At 35.9% G+C, this 21,070-nt stretch carries 18 protein-coding genes and 2 pseudogenes; 16 read left to right on the plus strand and 4 right to left on the minus strand.

Features of this window, described 5'->3' with window-relative positions:
* Positions 1-171 precede the first annotated feature (171 nt).
* The 3 genes and pseudogenes from HRG09_RS19970 to HRG09_RS19980 all read left to right on the plus strand — a co-directional run bounded on the left by HRG09_RS19970 (position 172) and on the right by HRG09_RS19980 (position 3,928).
* A complete protein-coding gene (locus HRG09_RS19970; RefSeq protein WP_174102632.1) occupies positions 172-528 on the plus strand; it encodes a YxeA family protein in 357 nt (118 codons plus the stop codon).
* Positions 529-1,531: 1,003 nt separating this feature from the next.
* Positions 1,532-2,296: a TatD family hydrolase gene (locus HRG09_RS19975; RefSeq protein ID WP_174102612.1), complete on the plus strand. Its 765-nt coding sequence runs from the start codon at positions 1,532-1,534 to the stop codon at positions 2,294-2,296.
* Positions 2,297-2,414: 118 nt separating this feature from the next.
* Positions 2,415-3,928: pseudogene (locus HRG09_RS19980) on the plus strand (DL-endopeptidase inhibitor IseA family protein).
* Between the two features lie 148 nt (positions 3,929-4,076).
* On the opposite strand, the gene HRG09_RS19985 reads toward HRG09_RS19980, so the two are convergent.
* The gene (locus HRG09_RS19985) at positions 4,077-5,729 is read right to left on the minus strand and encodes a DUF2334 domain-containing protein (protein WP_174102614.1); all 1,653 of its coding nucleotides are present in this window, start codon (positions 5,727-5,729) and stop codon (positions 4,077-4,079) included.
* Between the two features lie 295 nt (positions 5,730-6,024).
* Between HRG09_RS19985 and HRG09_RS19990 the strand changes: the two genes are divergently transcribed.
* Positions 6,025-6,558 carry a transglycosylase SLT domain-containing protein gene (locus HRG09_RS19990; RefSeq protein ID WP_174102615.1) on the plus strand — a complete coding sequence of 178 codons (534 nt, stop codon included), beginning with the start codon at positions 6,025-6,027 and terminating at the stop codon, positions 6,556-6,558.
* Between the two features lie 28 nt (positions 6,559-6,586).
* On the opposite strand, the gene HRG09_RS19995 is transcribed toward HRG09_RS19990, so the two are convergent.
* Together HRG09_RS19995 and HRG09_RS20000 are read right to left on the minus strand one after the other, a co-directional pair.
* Positions 6,587-7,360 carry a DUF4931 domain-containing protein gene (locus HRG09_RS19995; protein WP_174102616.1) on the minus strand — a complete coding sequence of 258 codons (774 nt, stop codon included), beginning with the start codon at positions 7,358-7,360 and terminating at the stop codon, positions 6,587-6,589.
* Positions 7,361-7,497: 137 nt separating this feature from the next.
* Positions 7,498-7,620 (minus strand): hypothetical protein, encoded by a 123-nt coding sequence (locus HRG09_RS20000; protein WP_000710037.1) that lies wholly within the window; start codon positions 7,618-7,620, stop codon positions 7,498-7,500.
* Positions 7,621-8,041: 421 nt separating this feature from the next.
* Between HRG09_RS20000 and HRG09_RS20005 the strand changes: the two genes are divergently transcribed.
* The 7 genes from HRG09_RS20005 to HRG09_RS20035 all read left to right on the plus strand — a co-directional run bounded on the left by HRG09_RS20005 (position 8,042) and on the right by HRG09_RS20035 (position 15,918).
* On the plus strand, positions 8,042-8,176 hold the full coding sequence (locus HRG09_RS20005) for an RAxF-45 family protein (RefSeq protein WP_309232263.1): 135 nt from the start codon (positions 8,042-8,044) through the stop codon (positions 8,174-8,176).
* Between the two features lie 125 nt (positions 8,177-8,301).
* Positions 8,302-10,182 carry a ribosomal protection-like ABC-F family protein gene (gene abc-f / locus HRG09_RS20010; protein WP_174102618.1) on the plus strand — a complete coding sequence of 627 codons (1,881 nt, stop codon included), beginning with the start codon at positions 8,302-8,304 and terminating at the stop codon, positions 10,180-10,182.
* Between the two features lie 442 nt (positions 10,183-10,624).
* On the plus strand, positions 10,625-11,818 hold the full coding sequence (locus HRG09_RS20015; RefSeq protein WP_174102619.1) for a sensor histidine kinase: 1,194 nt from the start codon (positions 10,625-10,627) through the stop codon (positions 11,816-11,818).
* Positions 11,815-12,477, plus strand: coding sequence for a response regulator (locus HRG09_RS20020; protein ID WP_174102620.1), 663 nt, complete (start codon positions 11,815-11,817; stop codon positions 12,475-12,477). The genes HRG09_RS20015 and HRG09_RS20020 overlap by 4 nt, the downstream gene beginning before the upstream one ends.
* A 139-nt stretch (positions 12,478-12,616) precedes the next feature.
* The gene (locus HRG09_RS20025) at positions 12,617-13,549 is read left to right on the plus strand and encodes an ABC transporter ATP-binding protein (RefSeq protein WP_174102621.1); all 933 of its coding nucleotides are present in this window, start codon (positions 12,617-12,619) and stop codon (positions 13,547-13,549) included.
* Positions 13,550-13,564: 15 nt separating this feature from the next.
* On the plus strand, positions 13,565-14,761 hold the full coding sequence (locus tag HRG09_RS20030; protein WP_174102622.1) for an ABC transporter permease: 1,197 nt from the start codon (positions 13,565-13,567) through the stop codon (positions 14,759-14,761).
* Positions 14,762-14,772: 11 nt separating this feature from the next.
* Positions 14,773-15,918, plus strand: a complete 1,146-nt coding sequence (locus tag HRG09_RS20035; protein WP_174102623.1) for an ABC transporter permease — start codon at positions 14,773-14,775, stop codon at positions 15,916-15,918.
* Between the two features lie 17 nt (positions 15,919-15,935).
* Here the strand turns inward: HRG09_RS20035 and HRG09_RS20040 are convergent, their stop codons facing one another.
* The gene (locus tag HRG09_RS20040) at positions 15,936-16,133 is read right to left on the minus strand and encodes a hypothetical protein (RefSeq protein WP_174102624.1); all 198 of its coding nucleotides are present in this window, start codon (positions 16,131-16,133) and stop codon (positions 15,936-15,938) included.
* A 127-nt stretch (positions 16,134-16,260) separates the two neighbouring features.
* On the opposite strand from HRG09_RS20040, the pseudogene HRG09_RS20045 reads away from it, so the two are divergent.
* From HRG09_RS20045 to HRG09_RS20065, 5 genes and pseudogenes are all read left to right on the plus strand, one after another.
* Positions 16,261-16,986: pseudogene (locus HRG09_RS20045) on the plus strand (ABC transporter substrate-binding protein); the annotation flags it as partial.
* Between the two features lie 109 nt (positions 16,987-17,095).
* Positions 17,096-18,052 (plus strand): ABC transporter permease, encoded by a 957-nt coding sequence (locus tag HRG09_RS20050; protein WP_141540422.1) that lies wholly within the window; start codon positions 17,096-17,098, stop codon positions 18,050-18,052.
* A 13-nt stretch (positions 18,053-18,065) separates the two neighbouring features.
* On the plus strand, positions 18,066-18,974 hold the full coding sequence (gene opp4C, locus HRG09_RS20055; RefSeq protein ID WP_174102625.1) for an oligopeptide ABC transporter permease: 909 nt from the start codon (positions 18,066-18,068) through the stop codon (positions 18,972-18,974).
* Between the two features lie 10 nt (positions 18,975-18,984).
* The gene (locus HRG09_RS20060; RefSeq protein ID WP_174102626.1) at positions 18,985-19,965 is read left to right on the plus strand and encodes an ABC transporter ATP-binding protein; all 981 of its coding nucleotides are present in this window, start codon (positions 18,985-18,987) and stop codon (positions 19,963-19,965) included.
* Positions 19,962-20,927 carry an ABC transporter ATP-binding protein gene (locus HRG09_RS20065; RefSeq protein ID WP_174102627.1) on the plus strand — a complete coding sequence of 322 codons (966 nt, stop codon included), beginning with the start codon at positions 19,962-19,964 and terminating at the stop codon, positions 20,925-20,927. The genes HRG09_RS20060 and HRG09_RS20065 overlap by 4 nt, the downstream gene beginning before the upstream one ends.
* Positions 20,928-21,070 lie beyond the last annotated feature (143 nt).

Below are 21,070 nucleotides of genomic sequence, written 5' to 3' on the forward strand. Positions count from 1 at the left end.
AGGGTTCACAAATTGTTAAAAATAATATAAAATTCCACTTGGATTCTTACAAAAATGTAAGGGAAATGTAATAGGAATCAATAGTAGAATGAAATGATTCTCTTTAAAATAAGTTTATAGAAAACTACACATAATTGTGTGGAGGAGGAAGCTACCTTGAGGCGGGGAAAAATAAAAAAGAGAGTAATAGCTACTGTAATTACGGCGATAGTAGCAATTATACTACTACTACCAACAAAGCTTGGACCAGTAATTGATAAATATAATCCATTTTATAAAACGAAAGAATATTATACGATTGTAAATGGTATTGGTCAGCACATTGGAAATGATTGGTATGAATATGAATTTGTTGCTTACGATGAAAAAGGAAGAAAACAAACGATAAAGAAAACTGTAAAACATATGTTAAAGAGAGATGAACCTTTGAAGATTTTCGCAAAAGGACGTTATGGTGAATCATTTGTAGAGATAGATGCTCAAAGTATTCCTGTGCAGGCGAGAAGTAAGCTTTTGTCGATGAGGTAAAGTTATTGTAAAGCACTGTTACATTGAGTATGTTACAGTGTTTTTTATTATATATAAATTTAAAAAACAGAAATTTACGATTATAGTTAATTTGTTAAAAGTGATATTGTTCATGACAATACTGTAAGGTACGTGTAAGGTAATTCGATAGTTCGCATTTACGAATTCTATTACAATACAATTAGAAAGTTTGAACATAAAAAACTTTCTGTCTGAAATGATGATGAACGTTTGAAAACCAACTAATGATTGAATAGGTCTTTTCTCTTTATGAGAGGAGGCCATTTTTTTAAACCTTACAACATTGTAAGATTTACGTAAGTTAATTCGATGGCTTGTTTGTCATATTTTTTGCATAATAAAAAAGATAAGAAATTAGGGAGATACTGAGAAGGGGGAAGAATGGGATGCGAAAAGAAGAAGTAGTTAAGTTTCCGATAAAAGATTTCTGTAGCTACTTTACTGTTGCTGCCATATGTATTGGACTTTTTGATATAATTACAAATTTAATTATTAAATAATATAGATAAATACAAATTGAAAACCTGACATAAAACCATTCTTTATAGGTGGAAGAGAGCGTCCGGCGGTGGATAGAAGCGGTCAGTGCCTTTTTTGCCCCCATGCCACGTGAGAGCAAAAGGAGAAAGCGAGTGAAAAGCTTCTTTTGTTTTCATGGACGCGACTTAGGTGCTTGAAAATGAAAATGGATATATATATGTTAAAAACAAGAAGAAGAGCCCTTCTTGTTTTTTTATTGTCCTTAATTTGGAACGGTGTATTAAAATATATAAATAAGGATTGGGGAAACGACATAAAACCATTCTCTTTAAATGGTAGAGAGGATCCGCCGGTGGATAGAAGCGGTCAGTGCCTTTTTTAGCCCCATGCCATGTGAAAACAGAAGGAGGAAATGAGTAGAAGTCTCTTTTTATCTTTCATAGCCGTAATTTATATGTTGGAAAATCAAATTGGATTTATATAGATAAGAGAGGTGATAGAAATGAAGTGGATTGATAGTCATATCCATTTGGATCAATATAAGCATAAAGAGCAAATGAAACTAATTGATGATGTGAAAAGGAGTACTGAGATTGCTGGATTGATTGCGGTGTCCATGAACTATCGTTCTTGTCAACAAACACTGTCTTTAGCGGGGCAACATCCATTCGTATACCCGGCACTAGGATTTCATCCAGAGCAGGAAATTAACAAAAAAGAATGCGGAAAAATTTATAAGTTAATTGAAGAAAATGTAGAACGGCTTGTTGCGATAGGTGAGGTGGGCTTACCGTATTATTTACGTCAAGAAAAGAAAGATATTGTAATAGGGCCTTATATAGAAATATTGGAGAAATTTATGGCTTTAGCGAAAAGGTATGGCTTACCAATTGTGCTACATGCAGTTTATGAAGATGCTGACATTGTATGTGATTTACTTAAGCAGTATAAGATTTCACGTGCACATTTTCATTGGTTTAAGGGACGTAAAGAAACGATGGAACGAATGATTCAAAACGGATACTACATTTCAATTACACCGGATGTTTTACAGAAGGAGAAAATTAGAAAAATCGTATCGTTCTATCCACTAGAATATATGATGGTAGAAACTGATGGACCTTGGGAATTTCAAGAAAATATGATGACGCATCCAAACATGATTCAAGATGTATTGAAAGAAATAAGTTTGATCAAAAATATTTCTATAGATAAGACCACAGAACAAATTTATGAAAATACGGCCTGCTTCTATGGGAAAAGGTAGGGGGCAGGATGAGGATAAATCTCTATCTTTTCTTTCTATGGTATATGGATATCGCTTCTATTATTTTCTATAATTTGTATTATATAGAAAACTTAATAAAAGGAAATGGGGAAAAAGAGTGGGGAGAGCATATAAAAAATGGCTGTTGCTATTATGACGGCAGCCATGTCAATTTCTGTATTGGGATGTGAAACAGAGAAGAAAACTTCGACTACAAGTATGGGGCAAGAAACAAAAGAAGAACAAATTGATTCAGTAGTAAAAGAACAAATGAAAGAAAATGAGAAAAGGGGAAATGCAGTTGGCAATATCTCTAATAAGGGAAAAATGGCAGATAGTGATGGCTGGGTCTATTATGCGGTAAATGGTGATAAAAACACGGGGGGCATTTATCGTACGAAAGATAAGTTTCAAACATCGGAGCTTGTCGTAAAGGGAATAAATGCTTCTTATATAAATATAAAAGATAAGACTTTATATTTTATCCATTGGGATCAGGACAAAAATACAAATACAAATGTAATGCCTTCTTTAATGAAATATGATATTTCTACAAAAAAACTAGATACGCTGAAAACAAATACAAATTATGTTTACGTAAAGGATCAATCGTTGTTCTATCAGAAAAAGTATTCTGAACATGGTGGATTTGATATTGTAGGAATTGTGAAAATGGATTTGAAAACAGGACAAGAAGAGGAGTCACCGATTAAAACATCTGGTTGGGCTGAAACAATCGATGATAATATTGTGTATTGGAATAAATTTCGTGGCACACAAGTAAGTAAAGGTGACCAAACTTGGTCAAAGGAAAGTTTTGCAGAAATATCTAGTAGTACATACCATAAAGAAAAACTATATGCAATTGTAGATTTTTCGCTAAGTTTAGATAATCAAAAACGAGATAATGGTATATATGAGTTGGATATTCAACAAAATAAAGAGACATTAGAAATAAAAGATGCTTTAAAGATGAATATAAAAGGAGATTTCTTCTATTACTTAAAAAAAGACGGTGTCTATAAGCGAAATATTACTGGTGGCAATGAAAAGAAAATTTATGATGGCGTTGTTGAACCATCTAAATCTTATTTATACTTTATAGCCGGTGATATGTATTTGTATACAGATAATGGTCTAATTCTAAATCTTGATACAAAAAGATCAAATGAGAAGCAAGAGAAAAAACCATCTGATGATGTAATACTACAAAAGGTAGTTAACGCTCAACAAGAAATTATTAAAATTTCAGTTTCAGCATCACCAGAGAATACGAAACCAATAGACCGTTTTTCATATGGAGAATTAACACCTCCTGCATATAATACGAAGACAGCATTAGAGACATCATTAGCTACTTATTTCTCAACAGATTTTATTACGAAGTATATGAAAAGTGAATATGTGAAAGAAATAGGCGGAAAAATGCATTATGTTGTTGGAGATTTAGGATCTGGAGCAGGTACTAAATATACAAAAATTATTTCTGCTAAGCTAAAAGAAGGAAAAATCTTGGCAACGGCAGAAACGTATAATGATTATGAAGATGCGAAAAAAGAAGTAGAAATAGAGTTTATCTATGAAAATAAGCAATGGGTAGTAGATAAAATGCCTCGTTTTGATTTGGAATAAAAAATACCAAGCACAAATTTGTGCTTGGTATTTTTTATCCCGCTATTTTAGGGCAGTAATACTCCCACCTCAAGTTCTGTCAGAAGCAAAGAAGTTAGGCGGGAGATAAATTGCTCGTAAAAGCTCTCCCGCTGATTCAAGTCTCATTTTATGATTCAAGTCGCTTTGCCCGTCGTACTAATAAAAGAAATACAATCATGATGATGCCAAGTATGAGGAAAAAACCATACTTTTTCAGAGGTTCAATCGTGTCACTTAAGGAAAAAGGTTTATCAATATGGATACCATCATTATTAGAGGTAATATGAATATCTTTCATTTTCACTTCATTCGATTCTCTTTGTAAATCAATCCATTCTATATTTGGAATGTCCTCTAATTCACTTAATAGTTCCTTGAAAGGTTTAACTCCTAAGTATGGATGATAAAAAGCACCAATGATACCATCTGATAGTTTTGTGACCGATAGGGCATGTTCTTTCATCTTAGAAGCTGCATGAGGCTGATTAGGTTCTATGAATCCGACAGTTTCAGGGAGTAGATTCATTCCGTGTAAAAAGGATGGCTTACTTGGAAAGGCTGGTGCGTGCATGGCCTTCCATGTTGCATCACCTAACTGTAATTGCCCTACATAAGTTGAAAAGTAACTTGATAATATCTCATATCCTTTTTGTGAAATTGCATAGTGTGGTGCTTCAAAAGCAAGTGGATATAATTTAGCTAATACGAGTTCCTCAATTCCTTTTTCAATATGCTCTTTTATATACGATTCCTCGAATTTTTTACCATTTTCTATATATTGCGTATAAGCAGTATCTGACTTAAAATCCTGTCTCTCTTTTGGTTGTTCATGTTTAGGATAACGGATAGGTTGATCGGTTTTTACATCCCAAAATTCAAATCCTTCTCCTGTTTCACTATCATAAAATTGATGGGTATAGCCATGCATAACAACAGAACCGCCGTTACTCTGCATAAAACGTAATACATCTATTACCTCAGGCTTATCTTGCAAGTGTATTGTCTTTCCGGTACTTGGATCCGTATATACTGGGATGACAGCAATCATATACGGTATATTTTTTTCTTTTAATAATTCAGCGATTTCTTGTAATTGCTTTGTATCAGTTGCTGGGTGTATATCCTCTAAGCGTAAATAAGCACGATGTTTACTAGTTCCTGGCTGTTGGCCAAAGTAAGAAAAGAGCATTTCGCCAACATAATGAGATGTCCAATCAAAAAGCTGGGATGTTGCTACGTAGTATGATTGATTTTGTTTGACGATAAAGGGATATGTACCGTTTGAACCAATTGCATATGCAATTGGAGGTTCTCCCGTTGTATCAAACTGCTGAATTAAACGCTCTTCATGCAAGTTGTTTTTGATATGACGTGTAGGGTATTGCAAGCTCCGGATCTGTACTTCCTCTTCCTTAAGTGTAATAAAGGAAAAACGATTTGGTAATTGTTCTATATTTTTCCCGAGAAATAATAAAGGGCCTGAAAAACTTTCTAAAAATTGTTTTGTTTCATCAGACAAGGGTTCTTTTTTCTCTCCTATGTAAATGATATGTGTATAAGAGGATTGTGCGATGTGTTCCATTGGTTGATCTACATTTTTCAGTGTCACATTATCTGTAAAGTGTCCAAGTAGCATATTTAAAATTTGAATGTTATTTGTAACTTGTCCGTCTTCTGTGCTATATAAAACTAGTACTTTTGGCTCTTTTGTTATTTGAGCAGAAGTATGGATAGGAACGAGTAGTAAAATGGTGAGAAAGAGTAATAACTTCCTTTTCATGTAGTCAGTCTCCTATTCTTTATGTAGAATTCAATTTACAATTATATATAAAGGAAAAGATGGAATCCATTCGAAATAGATATTGGTAAAAAATACATGTAATTAAACTGGAGAAATGATCTTACATTTTCCCTCCAGTTTTACCGTTTATTTTTCACAAAATCAGCCTTAAGCATGATGTTAAGATAAATGCTTGTTTGATATGATTAGAGGGTAATAAGTTGATAGATTGCAGGTAAAATTGTAAGGAAGGGCTGAAAGGGGACAAATTTCAGCAGAGAAAGAGGTAGAGGTAGTGAAAAAATTCTTTGTAGGATTTTTAGTTGTTCTTGGGATGTATTTGTATTTCCAAGGAGAGTCTGAAGGAATGGAAAGATCGAAGAATCAAGTAAGTTATGTTGATTCAGAGGAAGCTAAACAAATGAAACAAATTATTATTGAAGAAGCAAAAAAAGTAAATCTTCCAGAATGGATACCTCTTACAATTGCCGAGCATGAAAGTCGTTTGAATCCACGAAGTATTGGGGACAATGGTACTTCTTTTGGATTGTTTCAGTTACATCGAGGTGGGGGGCTTGCTCCCGATCACTTAACGGACGAGCAGTTGAAAGATCCGCGGACAAATGCTCAAATTGCTATGCCTTACTTAATGAAGGGATATAAAAGAGGTGTAGAAAAAGGGCTGACAGACTTTGCATTACTGAAATATATAGCCAATACATCCGGATGGCCAGGTAATTTAGGACCTGAGTGGACTGATAAAAATATGAAGTATAACGTTGGGCTAGAGGACGTGTACTATCGAAATAAAGGAATAGTGAAAGAGTAGGGGCCTAGGCACCTACTCTATTTTTCTATTAGAAAGAGCTCTTTTGTATAAAATATTGTGCGAGTTGTTGCTTCACATCTTCTAACTTTGTAGAAACTTGAGGGATTTTATATCCGACATATAAAGGTGAAACAACAAAACGTGGAACGACTTTACAAATGATTTTTTCATTCAGGTGATAGAAGAATAAGTTATAGCTACTGCATCCTTTATGAAAGTCCGTGAGTATGTAACGCACAGTTTGCTGAATATAATGTGCCATTATATCAATGAATTTTATGTTTTCAATAACGATGTTAAACTCGGTAAAACCAATAATTGGTCGTGTAGAAATATTAAGTTCGATTTGTTCATTCTTTTTTACAATGACGCCTTGAAAATTTTCAGGTGCTACGTTTTCTAAGTAGTCTACATATTTCATTCCGATAATTTGCATATGCGCATGATGCAAACTTCCACCTGAAAAGGGACCGTGATTTTTATATAAAATAACGGAAGTAAATTCATCGCTACTTTCTAAAGCAATCCAATGTTTAATTGAGAAGCGAATTAACTTTCGCATATGTTCTTCTGTATAGGTTGCGATATGATCATCGCAATTATCTGTTTCAATAAGAACGGTTTGAAATGTATCTTTCAGTGTAGGAAATTTATTTTTCAGCCAAATAATAGAACCGTCTGTTTCTAAAATATCAGTGAGGTTTTCCGTATCACAAAAAGGACAAGCTGTATTTTTATTACGGATGCTCTCGGGTTTTTGTTTGCTAATATCATTTAAAAAATAAAGTTGTTGTTTATCCATTCGTATATGCCCCTTTGAAAATATATGTAAAATTCCCGTTTACTCTATTCGTGAAAAAGGAGAAGAAATCCTGTATAGACGAAAGAAACAAAAAATAAAAGACAAGATATCCGAGTTGCACCTGGGTATCTTGTCTTTTATTTTTTCTGTAATAATGTATATGGATAATATAAAGTGTTTTCGTTTTGTTTCTTTTTTCTATTTTTTAGTGTGTACAAAGCAACGATTGTGCTTGCGATTGTAATCATAGCTTTCTTCATATTCCTTTACCCCTTTTACTTTTCATTTAATTCTTGGCTAACTGCTTTTGCATCAATTAAAGCATGGAGAATCATTTTTACCATGTTCATCATTTTCCTTCCTCCTTTTATAGTTGGTTAAGTTCTTTTACAACTGCTTGTCCATTGACTAGTACCTCAAAGATTGCTTTTACGATTTCTTTCATCATGATTTTTTCCTCCTTTTAGTTGTCACTTGTTTACATCTTTATTGTATAAGGAGGCACGGTTTCGTACTATCGCTTTCCATTACGTGAACATAACAGTTTTGTAAGAGTGGATGTAATTTGTTGAAATGTTTAGTCTATCTTCATTATTTTCAGAAAAATGACTATTCAAACATGAAATGGGGCAGTATAATAAAAGGGTAAGTATTAATTTCTGTACGAAAGGAGTGAATGAGGTGAAACGTTCTTTAGCTGCGCGCGCAAAATTTTTAGATTTTATTTATTTTTGTCGTGCGATTTTTCATGATGTGGTTGCGAACGGGATACGTATGCCCTTTTTTAGCAATTGCATAGTAGCTATTGAACGATAGAAATCTCTTCACCCATTTTATAAACGTGTGAAAAGGGAGGCTATTTGGCTTCCTTTTTCTATGCAAAAAGCCATGGGGAAAGTTTCTTTCCCCATGGCTTTTTTACGTTGAAAGGAGTACGGAAAATGACAATTTGTAGTGTAAACAATGTAAAGAAATCTTTTGGTGGAAACATCATATTTGAAAATATATCGCTCGAAATTAAGACTGGTGAACGCATTGGATTAGTTGGGCGAAATGGTAGCGGAAAGACGACGATTTTTCAATTGTTAACAGGAACTGAGAACGTAGATGCGGGTGCTATTCATATGAAGAAAGGAACCCGTATTGGTCACGTAGCACAAATTCCGAAGTTTGCTGATGAAATGACTGTATATGATGTGTTAAGCGCTGCTTTTGTAAAAGAGAAAGAATTGGAAACAGAAATGCGTAGTTTAGAGAAACGTATGGCGGAGGAACAAGATTCAATTGGCTTAGAGAGGTTGATGGGAAAATACGGTGCGGTGCAAGAGGAATTTGCATTTTTAGGTGGTTATGAAATAGAAGCAAATATCATGAAGGTAGCAAATGGTTTACAAGTGAAGGAGCTATTTCCACGAATTTTTACGCAGTTAAGTGGTGGAGAACAAACAAAGGTGAGTCTGGCCTATATGTTATTACAGAAACCAGATTTATTGCTGTTAGATGAACCAACGAATCATTTAGATTTATTTGCAGTGGAGTGGCTTGAACAATTTTTAAAAGAGTATACAGGGACAGTTGTTGTCATTTCGCATGATCGTTATTTTCTTGATGAAGTTGTTACGAAGATTTTTGATTTAGAAGACGGAGAACTTCACGTCTATCATGCGAGTTATTCGCAGTTTGTGAAAGAAAAAGAAGAAAGACTACTGCAAGAGTTTCAATCTTATCAAGAACAGCAAAAGAAAATAAAGAAAATGAAGGAAGCAATTAAGCGTTTAAGAGAATGGGCGAATCAAGCGAATCCTCCGAATGAAGGATTGCATAAAAGAGCTCGAAATATGGAACGTGCGCTAGAACGGATGGAGAAGTTAAAGAAACCAATTATAGAAAGAAAACAGATGGGACTTCAGTTTGAAGGGAAAGAGAGAAGTGGGAAAGATGTTGTTTTAATGAAGGAAGTTAGCAAAGGGTTTGCTAATCATACTTTATTTCAAGAAGCTAATTTACACGTTCGTTTTCAAGAGCGTGCCGCTATTGTTGGGCGGAACGGTACAGGAAAAACAACATTATTAAAATTGTTATTAGAGGAAATAAAACCGGATGCTGGTGAAATTCGAATTGGTAGTGCTGTGAAAGTTGGATATTTATCGCAGCATACTTATGTAAACATAAAGGCTAATGTATTGGAAGCTTTTCGTGAGTGTGTACCTGTAACAGAGGGAGAGGCAAGACATATATTAGCACGCTTCTTATTTTACGGACCGGCTGTTTTTAAGAAGGTGAATCAACTTAGCGGAGGAGAACGGATGAGGCTAAGATTATCACAGCTAATGTACCAAGATGTAAACTTTCTCGTGCTAGATGAGCCAACGAATCACCTAGATATTGAATCAAGAGAGGTGTTGGAGGAGGCGCTTGAACAATATAAAGGAACGATTCTCGCTGTTTCACATGACCACTACTTTTTAAATAAATTATTCGAGAAAACGTATTGGATTGATGAACATAGATTATTTGAATTTGCGGGGAATTATGCTTGGGCACGTCAGAAATGGGCAGAAAGAATAGAGAAAGAAGAAGTGAAACAACAAGAGACTCCAAAAATTAAAGGAATGAATATAAGAGTAAAAGAGAAAGAATTTAGTGGTATAGACGAACTTGAAAATAAGCTTATGCATATAGAAGAAGGGATATATAGACTGGAGTGTGCAATGGGAGAAACAAGTGAGGTTGAAGTATTGGAGCGGTTATATAAAGAAAAAGCAGAGAAAGAACGATTACGGGCGGAATTATATAATCGATTAGATAGTATGATGGAATAGATGAAAAAACGAGTCATCCTCTCAACATATGTGGGGGTGACTTGTTTTTCTAATGTCCATTAAACCGAGGTGGTAATGGTATAATTTTCTTGTTGTTATATTATGAGGACAGTTTATCCTGCATTAAAGGGCAGTAATACTCCCACTTCAAAATTCGGCGAAAGCATTGTCCAACTCTAGCGGCTAGAATCTCCGGTCGTTTCGCCCCCTCGGACGAGGCAAAAAGCGCCTCTCTGCCAGGGGCGCGGGCGTCCTACGATTCTGAGCGAGCCGCTTCCGCTTTTCTAAAGAAGGTAGGTGGGAGATAAACTGCCCGTAACAGCCCGATTGGTAAGGGCTGAGAATCAGTGGGGGATGAAAAAAAACCCCACTGATTAAAGTCTCACTTTATAAAAAAGTTAGTGTGATTGAAAATAATATTTCAAAATGCGAGGAGAATTTTATGTTAGGGTATGCGCGTATCATTACGATTGTTATTATTTGCATTGTATATATGATTTATGTTTCACGTGAAACAGTAGATTTGAAAATCTTTGTTGGTTTTTCATTATTTGTTTACATTGTAAATCACATTTTACTTATGCAACCACATCAAGGAAAGCGGCGTGATATATATATATTACTTTCAAATGGAGTAATTACAGCTCTGTTAGGATTTTTATTTCCAGAGACAACTTTATATTTAATTATATTTGGAATTGATGCAGTAGGATTATTTATAAATGCACAGCGGAAAATAGTTGTATATTTTTTTGTGAGTTTTTTCTTTGTATGTTGGTTTGCTATTTTACTATATACATATTGGTATGTTGGAGAGATAAGGGTTTGGGAAAATGCCATTAATTTTATGTTCATTGTCTTCAGTGCTTTAGCGGGAAACTTAATTAAAAAACTTACAGTAGCTCACCAAACTGTTGATGATCAATATGAAAAATTGGCATTATCACATACAGCTCTAAAAGAAGCGCATGAACAGTTGCAGCTCTATGCAAAAGAAGTAGAGGAATTAACTACAGTTCGGGAGAGGAACGATATTGCCCGAGAAATTCATGATACAGTCGGTCACAATATGACGGCATTACTTGTTCAGTTACAGCTAGCGGAGGCCCTATGGAAGCAAAAGTCGGATGTTACGGAGGATGTTTTACATACATGTCATGAGTTAGCTAGAAAATCTCTTCAAGAAGTAAGAGCCTCAGTACGTGCATTGAAGGAAGAGAAAAGTCTAGGAAACATAATAGAAAGCATGAAGGAAATGCTAAATGAATTTTCAAAGATAACAAAAGTACAAGTAAACTTTTATTTACAAGGGGACCCAATTATCATTCCGCTGTCATTACAACCTACATTGTTGCGTACTATGCAGGAGTCATTAACGAATGCAAAACGCCATGGGAAAGCTAGTTTATGTGAAGTGAAGTTATCTTGTCTGGATGAAAAAGTGATATTATCGATCTCTGATAATGGTATCGGTGTAAATGAAGTAAGTCCTGGTTTTGGATTAATGAATATGAAAGAGCGCGTAGAAGAACATGGTGGAATGATTCGATTTGAGAGTGAAAATGAAAAGGGATTTCGATTAAAGGTTGAATTCCCACTTAAGGAAAAAATGTGGGTAATAGGGGGAACGATATGATTCGTATTATGATCGTTGATGATCAGTCACTGATTCGAGATGGTTTAGCAATGCTATTAAATTTACATTCAGAACTTGAAGTGGTGGGAACAGCGAATGATGGAGCCGAAGTAGTACAAAGGGCAGAACAATTACAACCTGAAATTATTTTAATGGATATTCGTATGCCTGGTATCAATGGAGTTGAAGGAACTCGTCTCATAAGGGAAAGGTTTCCTAATATGAAAGTTCTTATGCTGACGACATTTAATGATAGCGAACTTATTTTTGAAGCTTTGGAACAAGGAGCAAGTGGTTATTTATTAAAGGATATGGAGACAGATGTAATTGTTCAGGCAATATTAACAGTCCATGGAGGCGGAGCTGTTCTTCCGCAAGATATAACCGCTCAAATTGTGAAGGAATTAAAAAGAACAAAAGTAATGGATATATCAGAGCAGAATCAGCCAAAGCAAATGGAACAATTAACAGAGCGTGAGGTAGATGTATTAAGGGAGCTTGGATTTGGATTAAACAATAAAGAAATTGCAGAAAAGTTGTTTATTACAGAGGGAACTGTAAAAAATCATGTGTCTAATGTAATTAGTAAGCTTGAGCTGAGAGATCGGACACAAGCAGCTATATACGCGGTGAGATATGGTATTACAACATACACATGACTTTTAGCATAGAGAAGAACGAAAAAGTAGCAAATGATGCTGCTTTTTTTATTTTATATTTCTATCCTAAGGGTGATGGAAGAAAGAGGATATTTTTTTACAATGAGATCGAAGGTGAATGCAAAGGGGCTGAATCGACATGTTAGTCGTAGATCATATTACAAAATCGTTTGGGAAGAAAGAAGTTGTAAAGAATGTATCCTTTGAAGTGAAGAAAGGAGAAACATTTGGCTTGCTTGGTCCAAATGGCGCAGGAAAGTCGACGACGATATCAATGATTTGTGGGCTGATTCCATATGATGGTGGTGATATTAAAGTTGGAGGGAAATCTGTAAAAGAATATCCGTTAGATGCAAAAAGGAAAATCGGAATCGTTCCTCAAGATATTGCTTTATATCCTACACTTTCAGCGAAAGAAAATTTAATCTTTTGGGGGAAAATGTATGGGTTAAGCGGGGCTGTTGCAAAGAAACGAGCCGATGAAGTATTAGCATATGTAGGGCTACAAGATCGTGCAAAAGATAAAATTGAAACATTTTCAGGGGGCATGAAACGCCGAATTAATATTGGTGCAGCATTAATGCATGAACCAGAGCTATTAATTATGGATGAGCCGACAGTTGGGATTGACCCGCAATCGCGAAATCATATTTTAGAAACGGTAAAGGGATTAAATGAAAAAGGTATGACCGTCATTTATACAAGTCATTACATGGAAGAAGTGGAGTATTTATGTGAACGGATTGCGATTGTAGATCACGGAAAAGTAATTGCATTAGGAACGAAAAGGGAATTATGCAACCGTCTAGCAGATGGCTTTATGGTGAAGGTGCAATTGAATTGCTTTACCCAGGAGCTATTGAAGAATGTAAAGGCAATCCCCACTGTAGAACGGGTTGTCGTCGATGAGAAAACAAATACTCTTGATATTGGACTGAAGAACGGGGGAGCTGTTGGTACTGTTGTTTCGGTAGTTGTAGAGAATCAGGCACAAATTTTAAAGCTTGAAGTACAAGAACCAAATTTAGAAGCTCTTTTTTTACAGTTAACAGGACGTTCACTTCGTGATTGAGGAGGTTAGAAGCTTATGAAAAGTTTTATTATTGCATGGAAAGATTTAAAAATTCGTTTCATAGATCGGCGTGGATTTATGATGATGTTAATTATGCCACTTCTATTAACAGCTATTTTAGGATTAGCACTAAGTAACATATTTGATAACGGAGGGTTACCGAAAACGGTAATTGGTTACTATCAAGAAGGTGCAGATGATTTTGCTGATGTATTTCAAAAGGATGTATTACATTCAAAAGAAATAAAAGACGATGTGAAAGTCGAAATTGTAACCTCGCAAAAAGAGTTAGAGAATCTGCTAAAGAAACAGAAGGTTGATGTAGGAATCATCATTCCAAGCGGTTGGAGCGAACATATAAAGGATGGAAGATTAAAAGAACCGAAATTGATTACTGATCCATCAAAAGATATACAAACAAAAATTGCTGAATCACTCATTCGTTCTTTTACAGATCGTGCACAAACAATTGCTGTTTCTACCAAGACTGTCGTAACAGATGTAGCAAAATTACAGTCTGGCAGTATGGAACAGGTTGCAAAAGAGATAAGTACGAATTTGCAAACAGTGGCGACGTCCAATACCGACGGAGTTGAAAAAGGAACAATCGGTAAAAAAACAGTGACTGCGATGCAATATTATGCCGCTGCAATGTTAGTGATGTTTTTATTATTCAACATAACAGTAGGAGCAAAATCCATTATAACGGAGCAACGAACAGAAACATTAGCAAGGCTATTAAGTACACCGACTAGTTCACTGGCTATTTTAATAGGAAAGTTTTTTGGAACTTTATTGTTCGCATATCTTCAATTTGGTGTGTTTGTAGTTGCTACCCATTACGCATTTCATGTGAATTGGGGTGAAGATGTTTCACAAATTGCGGTAGTAGGAATTGCGTATGCGATTTGTGTTTCTGGTTTATCTATGCTTATCGCGGCATTGATTCATGAAGAAAAAACAGCTGATTTAATGGGTGGCATTGGAATTCAGTTGTTAGCTATATTAGGAGGATCAATGTTACCAATCTATGTATTTCCGGATACTCTTCAAACGATTGCTGGCATTGCTCCGAATAAATGGGCACTTACAAGTTTCTTAAACATTATGTCAGGTACATCTTGGTATGCGTTACTTCCAGTTATCTTAAGTTTATCTATTGTAGGTGTTGTTTCTGTTATTATCGGAACATTTCGTTTACAAGCGAGATAGGAGGAGAATCAATGAAGAAAGTTTGGGCGCTTTGCTGGCTCGAATTAAAACAGATTTTAATTAAGCCACAGAGCTATATACTCATGTTTGGAATGCCGATTATTTTTACACTTATTTTTGGTGGGCTTTTAGGTGGAAGTGGAAACGAAAAAGTAAATATTAGTTTAGTTGACCAAGATGGGTCTATATTATCTAACTCCTACTATAAAGAAATAGAGAAAAGTGATTTGGTTTCTATAGAAAAGGTAACATATGAAGAAGCAAAACAGAAAATCGAAAATAAAAAGTCCTCGGGTATTGTGATAATCCCAAAAGAATTTCAAAAGAGTATGGCAGACGAGAAGGTAGAGAAGGTTAAATTCCAATCAAGCGCTGATTTTACAGGAGGAGCATCTGTAGAACAAGTGTTACAAAGCGCAATGAAAAAGATGAAAATAGAGGTAGCAGCAGCAAGGGATGCGGAGAAAAGAGGAGGAACGTCTTGGGAGAAGCTGTATGAAACGATCGATACAAAGGCAGAACCAGTTTCGCTTCAAAAGGAATCAATTGTCCCTGGGGAGGTAAAGTTGAATAACGTATCAGGGCGATCTGCAGGATTTTCTATTCTGTTTGTAATGATTGTGATGCTAAGTGCAACGGGCACGATTTTAAAATCAAGACAGCTTGGCGTTTGGTATCGGTTATTAGGGACACCTGCTTCAAAGGCTCAAATACTTGGAGGATATATACTTTCCTTCTTTTTAATTGGGTGGATTCAGTTTGGGATTTTAATGTTGTTAACGAATGTTATGTTCGGTGTTCAGTGGGGAAATTTATTAGGAATTATCATACTTGTTTCAGCGTTGTTGTTAGCGGTAATTGGTTTAGCATTATTATTAGCAAGTATTGTGAAAACAACTGAGCAACAATCAGCTTTAGGTAATATCGTTGTGATTTCAACGTGCATGATTAGTGGGCTGTATTGGCCGATTGAAATAGAACCGGAATGGATGCAACAGGTAGCAAATTTTGTTCCACAAACTTGGGCAATGCGTGGATTTACAGAATTAATTGCAAGGGGAGGCACATTGGTAGATATAGCAGGGTATGTTGGTGTACTCATTTTATTTGGCGGTGTATTCTTTGTAATTGGTTTAAAAAGAATCCGTTATGATTGAAAAAAAGAAAGCAGAGTCTACAGCTTCGCCCGCTGAACCCTGCTTTCTTTTTGTGTATCGTCTTCCCCTATAGAAATGGTGATCGCAATTCCGAGCATAAAGAAAAATGCTAAAAAGAGGACGAACTTCGGGAAGAACGGGAATAGTAGCAATGCCCCAACTATCATGAGCGTCAATGCAACATAGTGCAAGACATATTGGAATAGTTTGTCCATATTTTCGCCCCCTTTTTGGTAGTTTGTTAGTAGTCTATGCTCGTCTGTTACATAATAGAATAATTTTTACATCGTTTCTTTCGGATCAGGTAGAACTATTGACATGGAAAAGAGAAAGGAATATAAGCAACCGTACTTTAAAGATAAGTGTGTCCGCCAAGCATTCATTTACGGATTAGAGCGCCAAAAAGTGATTGATACAAACTTCCAAGGAAACGCATCTGTTGCTAACATACCGATTTCACCAACTTCATGGGCTTATGACGATAAGGATATCAACCCATACGAATACAATTTAGAGAAAGCGAAAAAATTGTTAGATGAAGCTGGTTGGAAAGTGGGTTCTGATGGTATTCGTGAAAAAGATGGCCAGAAGTTAAAGTTAAGCTATTATGCAGCAAGTGGTAGAAAGCAAGAAGAAGTATTTATTCCAATCGCAAAAGAAAACTATAAAGCGTTAGGTGTAGAATTCAATCCGGAAATTATGGACTTTAATACACTTGTATCGAAAGTTGGAAAATTTGATTATGATTTAGCGGCTGTTGCAACGCCGATTCTTTCTGATCCAAATGACGCAGTAGCTGAACTTGCATCTACACATCCGGATAACTCAGCGGGTTATAGTAATCCAAAAGTGGATGAATTAATTCAAAAAGGTATCGAGACAGTTGATATTGAAAAAAGAAAACCGATTTATAAAGAGTTATATAAAGAACTAAGCGATGATCCACCTGTAATTCTATTAAATTATCGTAAAAGTATTTCAGCATACAATGCACGTGTGAAAGGTATTGAACCAGAGAAATACGATAGCATTAGTGCAAACTTGCCTGTTTTATCTATTGAACAATAAGGATAGGTAATGATAAATAGAAGACATTTTTTCATACAGCTTTAAGAGTATGCTGTTTTGAAAAAATGTTCTTCTATTTTTAAGCCACTATGATTGGGGAGACAAAAAGGTGAAAACATATATCATTCGTAGGTTTCTGCAAATGATTCCTACACTTTTTGGTACATCTATTATTATCTTTTTCTTATTCGCTCTTTTGCCGGGGGATTATGTGGATTCAAATCCAAAGTTGACGCCAGAAAGAGCGCAAGAGTTAAGAGAACTGTATGGATTAAATAAGCCTATTATTGAAAGGTACTTTCATTGGTTAGGTAATGCGTTACATGGAGATTTTGGTTTCTCGTTGCAATATCAGGAGCCTGTAACAGCACTGCTTAATAAATTTATTTGGAATACTTTTATTGTTGCTGTGGCGGCTTTAGTTTTCACTTGGATTATTGCACTTATAGTTGGTGTTATTTCAGCAACAAAGCAACACTCATGGTTTGATGCATTAGTAACAATTGGTGTTTTTGCTGCGATGTCATTTCCATCGTTCTTTATTGGTCTATTTTTAATTAAAGTATTTGCTGTCGATCTGAACATATTACCTATCGGTGGCATGATTGATATAGGAAGTAACTCGACTGGCTTTGCTTACATAATGGAAGTTTTAAGACATATGATTTTACCGGTATGCATTTTAACGCTCCTTGGCGTTGGCTCATTGACTCGTTATTTTAGAACGGGGATGCTAGAAGTTATTAGACAAGATTATATCCGGACTGCTCGTGCAAAAGGATTGAAAGAGAGAGTAGTCATTTATAAACATGCGTTAAAAAATGCAATTTTACCAGCGATTACATTACTGGCATTTGAACTACCAGGATTGTTCTCTGGTGCTATTATTATTGAGCAAATTTTTAACTGGCCCGGAATTGGAAGTATCCAATTAGAAGCGTTAAGTTTTCGAGATTATACGGTGTTAATGGCATTCACAATGTTTCTCTCTTGCCTGACAGTTATCGCAAATTTTTTAGCAGACATCGTATATGCGATGGTCGATCCGCGTATTCGATTAAAGTAAGGGAGGGAGAAAGATGGAGACTGTTGTAACAGTAAAGAAGAAAAAAGGAAATGTAACTTCGCCATGGCGGCAAGCATTTGCAAGAATTAAGAAAAATAAATTAGCATTGTTTGGTCTTTATACTTTAATTTTTATGTTTTTCTTTTGTTTCATTGGACCATTTTTTTCACCGTACGTTTCTGGTGCGATTCAAGTAACGCAAATTAATAAGCCACCTAACTTTTCGCATTGGCTTGGTACGGACCAATTAGGGCGAGATATTTTAACGAGATTAATGTTAGCAGGAAGGATTTCTTTAACAATCGGTTTAGCATCTATGCTATTATCTGTCATCCTTGGGGCAGTATTAGGGGCTATTTCTGGTTTTTATCGTGGTGTTGTGGATCATATTATTATGCGTATTGCGGACGTATTAATGTCTATTCCAGGATTACCATTACTTATCATTATGGGTGCTATTTTATCAGAATGGAAACTACCATCTGAATATCGGCTGTATGTCGTTATGGTTATGTTAAGTTTGATTGGATGGCCGGGATTGGCACGCTTAGTACGAGGCCAAATTTTAACACTTCGAGAGCAATCATTTATGCAGGCTGCTGATGTACTAGGATTAAAGGATTACCGGAAAATTTTGTACCACTTAATTCCGAATGTATTTCCTTTGCTAATTGTTGTAGCGACGTTAGGTGTGGCAGGAGCTATTTTAAGCGAATCGGCATTAAGTTATTTAGGACTTGGAGTTGTACCACCTACACCATCATGGGGGAATATGATTAGCGCAGCGAACTCATTAATCGATTTCCAAAAACGCCCATGGTTATGGATTCCGCCTGGTTTTGCGATTTTTATAACAGTTGTATCAATTAACTTACTTGGTGATGCACTTCGAGATGCATTGGATCCAAAGATGAAGCGGTAGGTGAGGAAGCATGAGTAAAGCAGTAGTAGAGCTAAAGGATTTACAAACACACTTTCAGACAGAAGAAGGCACGGTAAAGGCCGTTAATCATGTTAGTTTTTCGGTTCGAGAAGGTGAAACAGTTTGTGTAGTAGGAGAATCAGGTTGCGGGAAAAGTGTAACAGCTTTATCTATTATGGGGCTTATTGCTGAATCTGGCGGCATTGTTGGCGGTGATATCCTGTATGAAGGGCAAAGTCTTTTGGGCATGAAAGATAAAGAACTTCGTAGTTTAAGAGGAAATGACATTGCGATGATTTTCCAAGAGCCAATGACATCCCTTAATCCAGTTTTTACTGTGGGAGAACAAATTGTTGAGACGTTAAGGGAGCATGAGCTACTTAGTAAAAATGAAGCATATAAAAAGGCAATCGAGTTAATTCGCAAAGTCGGTATAGCGCGTGCAGATGAGATTGTTCATTCTTATCCACATGAACTGAGTGGTGGAATGTTACAACGAATTATGATTGCAGTTGCACTTAGTTGTAATCCAAAGCTGTTAATTGCTGACGAACCAACAACGGCACTTGATGTTACGATTCAAGCACAAATATTAGATTTATTAAGACAAGTAAAAGAAGAGTTTAAAACATCCATTTTATTAATTACACATGATTTAGGTGTTGTTGCTGAAATGGCAGATTATGTTGTTGTAATGTATGGCGGCAAAGTCATTGAAGAAGCACCTGTACTGGAGCTATTCCAAAATCCGAAACACCCATATACAAAAGGTTTACTAAAGTCAAAACCGGTAATGGGAAAACGAACAGATAAACTATATTCAATTCCGGGGCAAGTTCCAAACTTAGTTGGCTTAGGTGAGTTTTGCTACTTTAGTGGTCGCTGCGAACATTGCATGGATATATGCAAAAATGAAGTGCCAAATCTGAATATGCATGAAGAGAATCATAAAGTAGCTTGCTGGTTATATGAGGAGCGTGCTGAACAATGAGTGAACCGTTATTAGAAGTAAAGAATTTAAAAACGTATTTTCCGATTAAAGGCGGCGTATTTAGTAGAACAATTGGGCATGTAAAGGCTGTAGATGGAGTTAGTTTTACAATTAATAAAGGCGAAGTATTTGGCCTTGTCGGGGAATCCGGAAGCGGAAAAACGACAATTGGGAAAACGATTCTTCGCCTCGTCCAAAAAACAGAAGGTGAAGTGAAATTTAAAGGGCAAGATGTTCATACGCTATCAAAAGGAGAACTGCGAAAATATCGTCCGAATATGCAGCTTGTATTCCAAGATCCATTTAGTTCATTGAATCCACGGATGCGTATTGGTGAAGCACTCGGTGAACCGATGTTAGCGCATGGACTAGCGACAAAAGAAAACGTTCGTGAAAAAGTATTAGAAGTACTAGAGTTATGTGGGTTAGCACCATATCACATCGATCGTTATCCACATGAATTTTCTGGGGGACAACGCCAACGTATTGTCATTGCGAGGGCAATGGTATTAAACCCGGAGTTTATTGTTGCTGATGAACCTGTTGCGGCATTAGATGTATCGATTCAAGCGCAAATTATAAACTTGTTTAGTGAATTACAAGAAAAAAAAGGTTTATCCTATTTATTTATTTCACATGATTTAAGTGTGGTCGAACACTTATGTACAAAGATAGGTATTATGTATTTAGGGACAATCGTAGAAACGGCACCTCGTGATGAACTATTCGCAAATCCGCTTCATCCATATACGAAGGCGTTGTTATCTGCGGTACCAATTCCTGATCCAACTGTTAAGCGAGAGCGAATTATTTTGCAAGGGGATATTCCAAGCCCAGCGAATCCGCCGTCAGGTTGCCGTTTTCATACACGTTGCCCGTTTGCAACAGATATTTGTAAGCAGACTATACCGGAATTTCGTGATGTTGGGGAAGGACATTTTGTTGCTTGCCATCATGTGTAAAAGAAAAGGGCTCACTATAAGGAAACTTTATGAAATATTGTAGATGAGGCGTGGCGCGCAAAATGGTAAATGAAATTTTATCGGCGATGTTTCGAATATATCGACCGTTTCTCACCATATATCGGCGCAAATTGAAATATATG

Source organism: Bacillus sp. Xin1 (genome assembly GCF_013314535.1).
In the GTDB taxonomy this organism is placed as follows: Bacteria; Bacillota; Bacilli; order Bacillales; family Bacillaceae_G; genus Bacillus_A.

What these genes read in the sequence shown, in the direction of transcription:
- HRG09_RS19975 (WP_174102612.1), top strand. Translation starts at nt 1,532, where the DNA reads ATGAAGTGGATTGATAGTCATATCCATTTGGATCAATATAAGCATAAA.
- HRG09_RS19985 (WP_174102614.1), bottom strand. Translation starts at nt 5,729, where the DNA reads ATGAAAAGGAAGTTATTACTCTTTCTCACCATTTTACTACTCGTTCCT.
- HRG09_RS19995 (WP_174102616.1), bottom strand. Translation starts at nt 7,360, where the DNA reads ATGGATAAACAACAACTTTATTTTTTAAATGATATTAGCAAACAAAAA.
- HRG09_RS20000 (WP_000710037.1), bottom strand. Translation starts at nt 7,620, where the DNA reads ATGAAGAAAGCTATGATTACAATCGCAAGCACAATCGTTGCTTTGTAC.
- abc-f (WP_174102618.1), top strand. Translation starts at nt 8,302, where the DNA reads ATGACAATTTGTAGTGTAAACAATGTAAAGAAATCTTTTGGTGGAAAC.
- HRG09_RS20015 (WP_174102619.1), top strand. Translation starts at nt 10,625, where the DNA reads ATGTTAGGGTATGCGCGTATCATTACGATTGTTATTATTTGCATTGTA.
- HRG09_RS20020 (WP_174102620.1), top strand. Translation starts at nt 11,815, where the DNA reads ATGATTCGTATTATGATCGTTGATGATCAGTCACTGATTCGAGATGGT.
- HRG09_RS20025 (WP_174102621.1), top strand. Translation starts at nt 12,617, where the DNA reads ATGTTAGTCGTAGATCATATTACAAAATCGTTTGGGAAGAAAGAAGTT.
- HRG09_RS20030 (WP_174102622.1), top strand. Translation starts at nt 13,565, where the DNA reads ATGAAAAGTTTTATTATTGCATGGAAAGATTTAAAAATTCGTTTCATA.
- HRG09_RS20035 (WP_174102623.1), top strand. Translation starts at nt 14,773, where the DNA reads ATGAAGAAAGTTTGGGCGCTTTGCTGGCTCGAATTAAAACAGATTTTA.
- HRG09_RS20040 (WP_174102624.1), bottom strand. Translation starts at nt 16,133, where the DNA reads ATGGACAAACTATTCCAATATGTCTTGCACTATGTTGCATTGACGCTC.
- opp4C (WP_174102625.1), top strand. Translation starts at nt 18,066, where the DNA reads ATGGAGACTGTTGTAACAGTAAAGAAGAAAAAAGGAAATGTAACTTCG.
- HRG09_RS20060 (WP_174102626.1), top strand. Translation starts at nt 18,985, where the DNA reads ATGAGTAAAGCAGTAGTAGAGCTAAAGGATTTACAAACACACTTTCAG.
- HRG09_RS20065 (WP_174102627.1), top strand. Translation starts at nt 19,962, where the DNA reads ATGAGTGAACCGTTATTAGAAGTAAAGAATTTAAAAACGTATTTTCCG.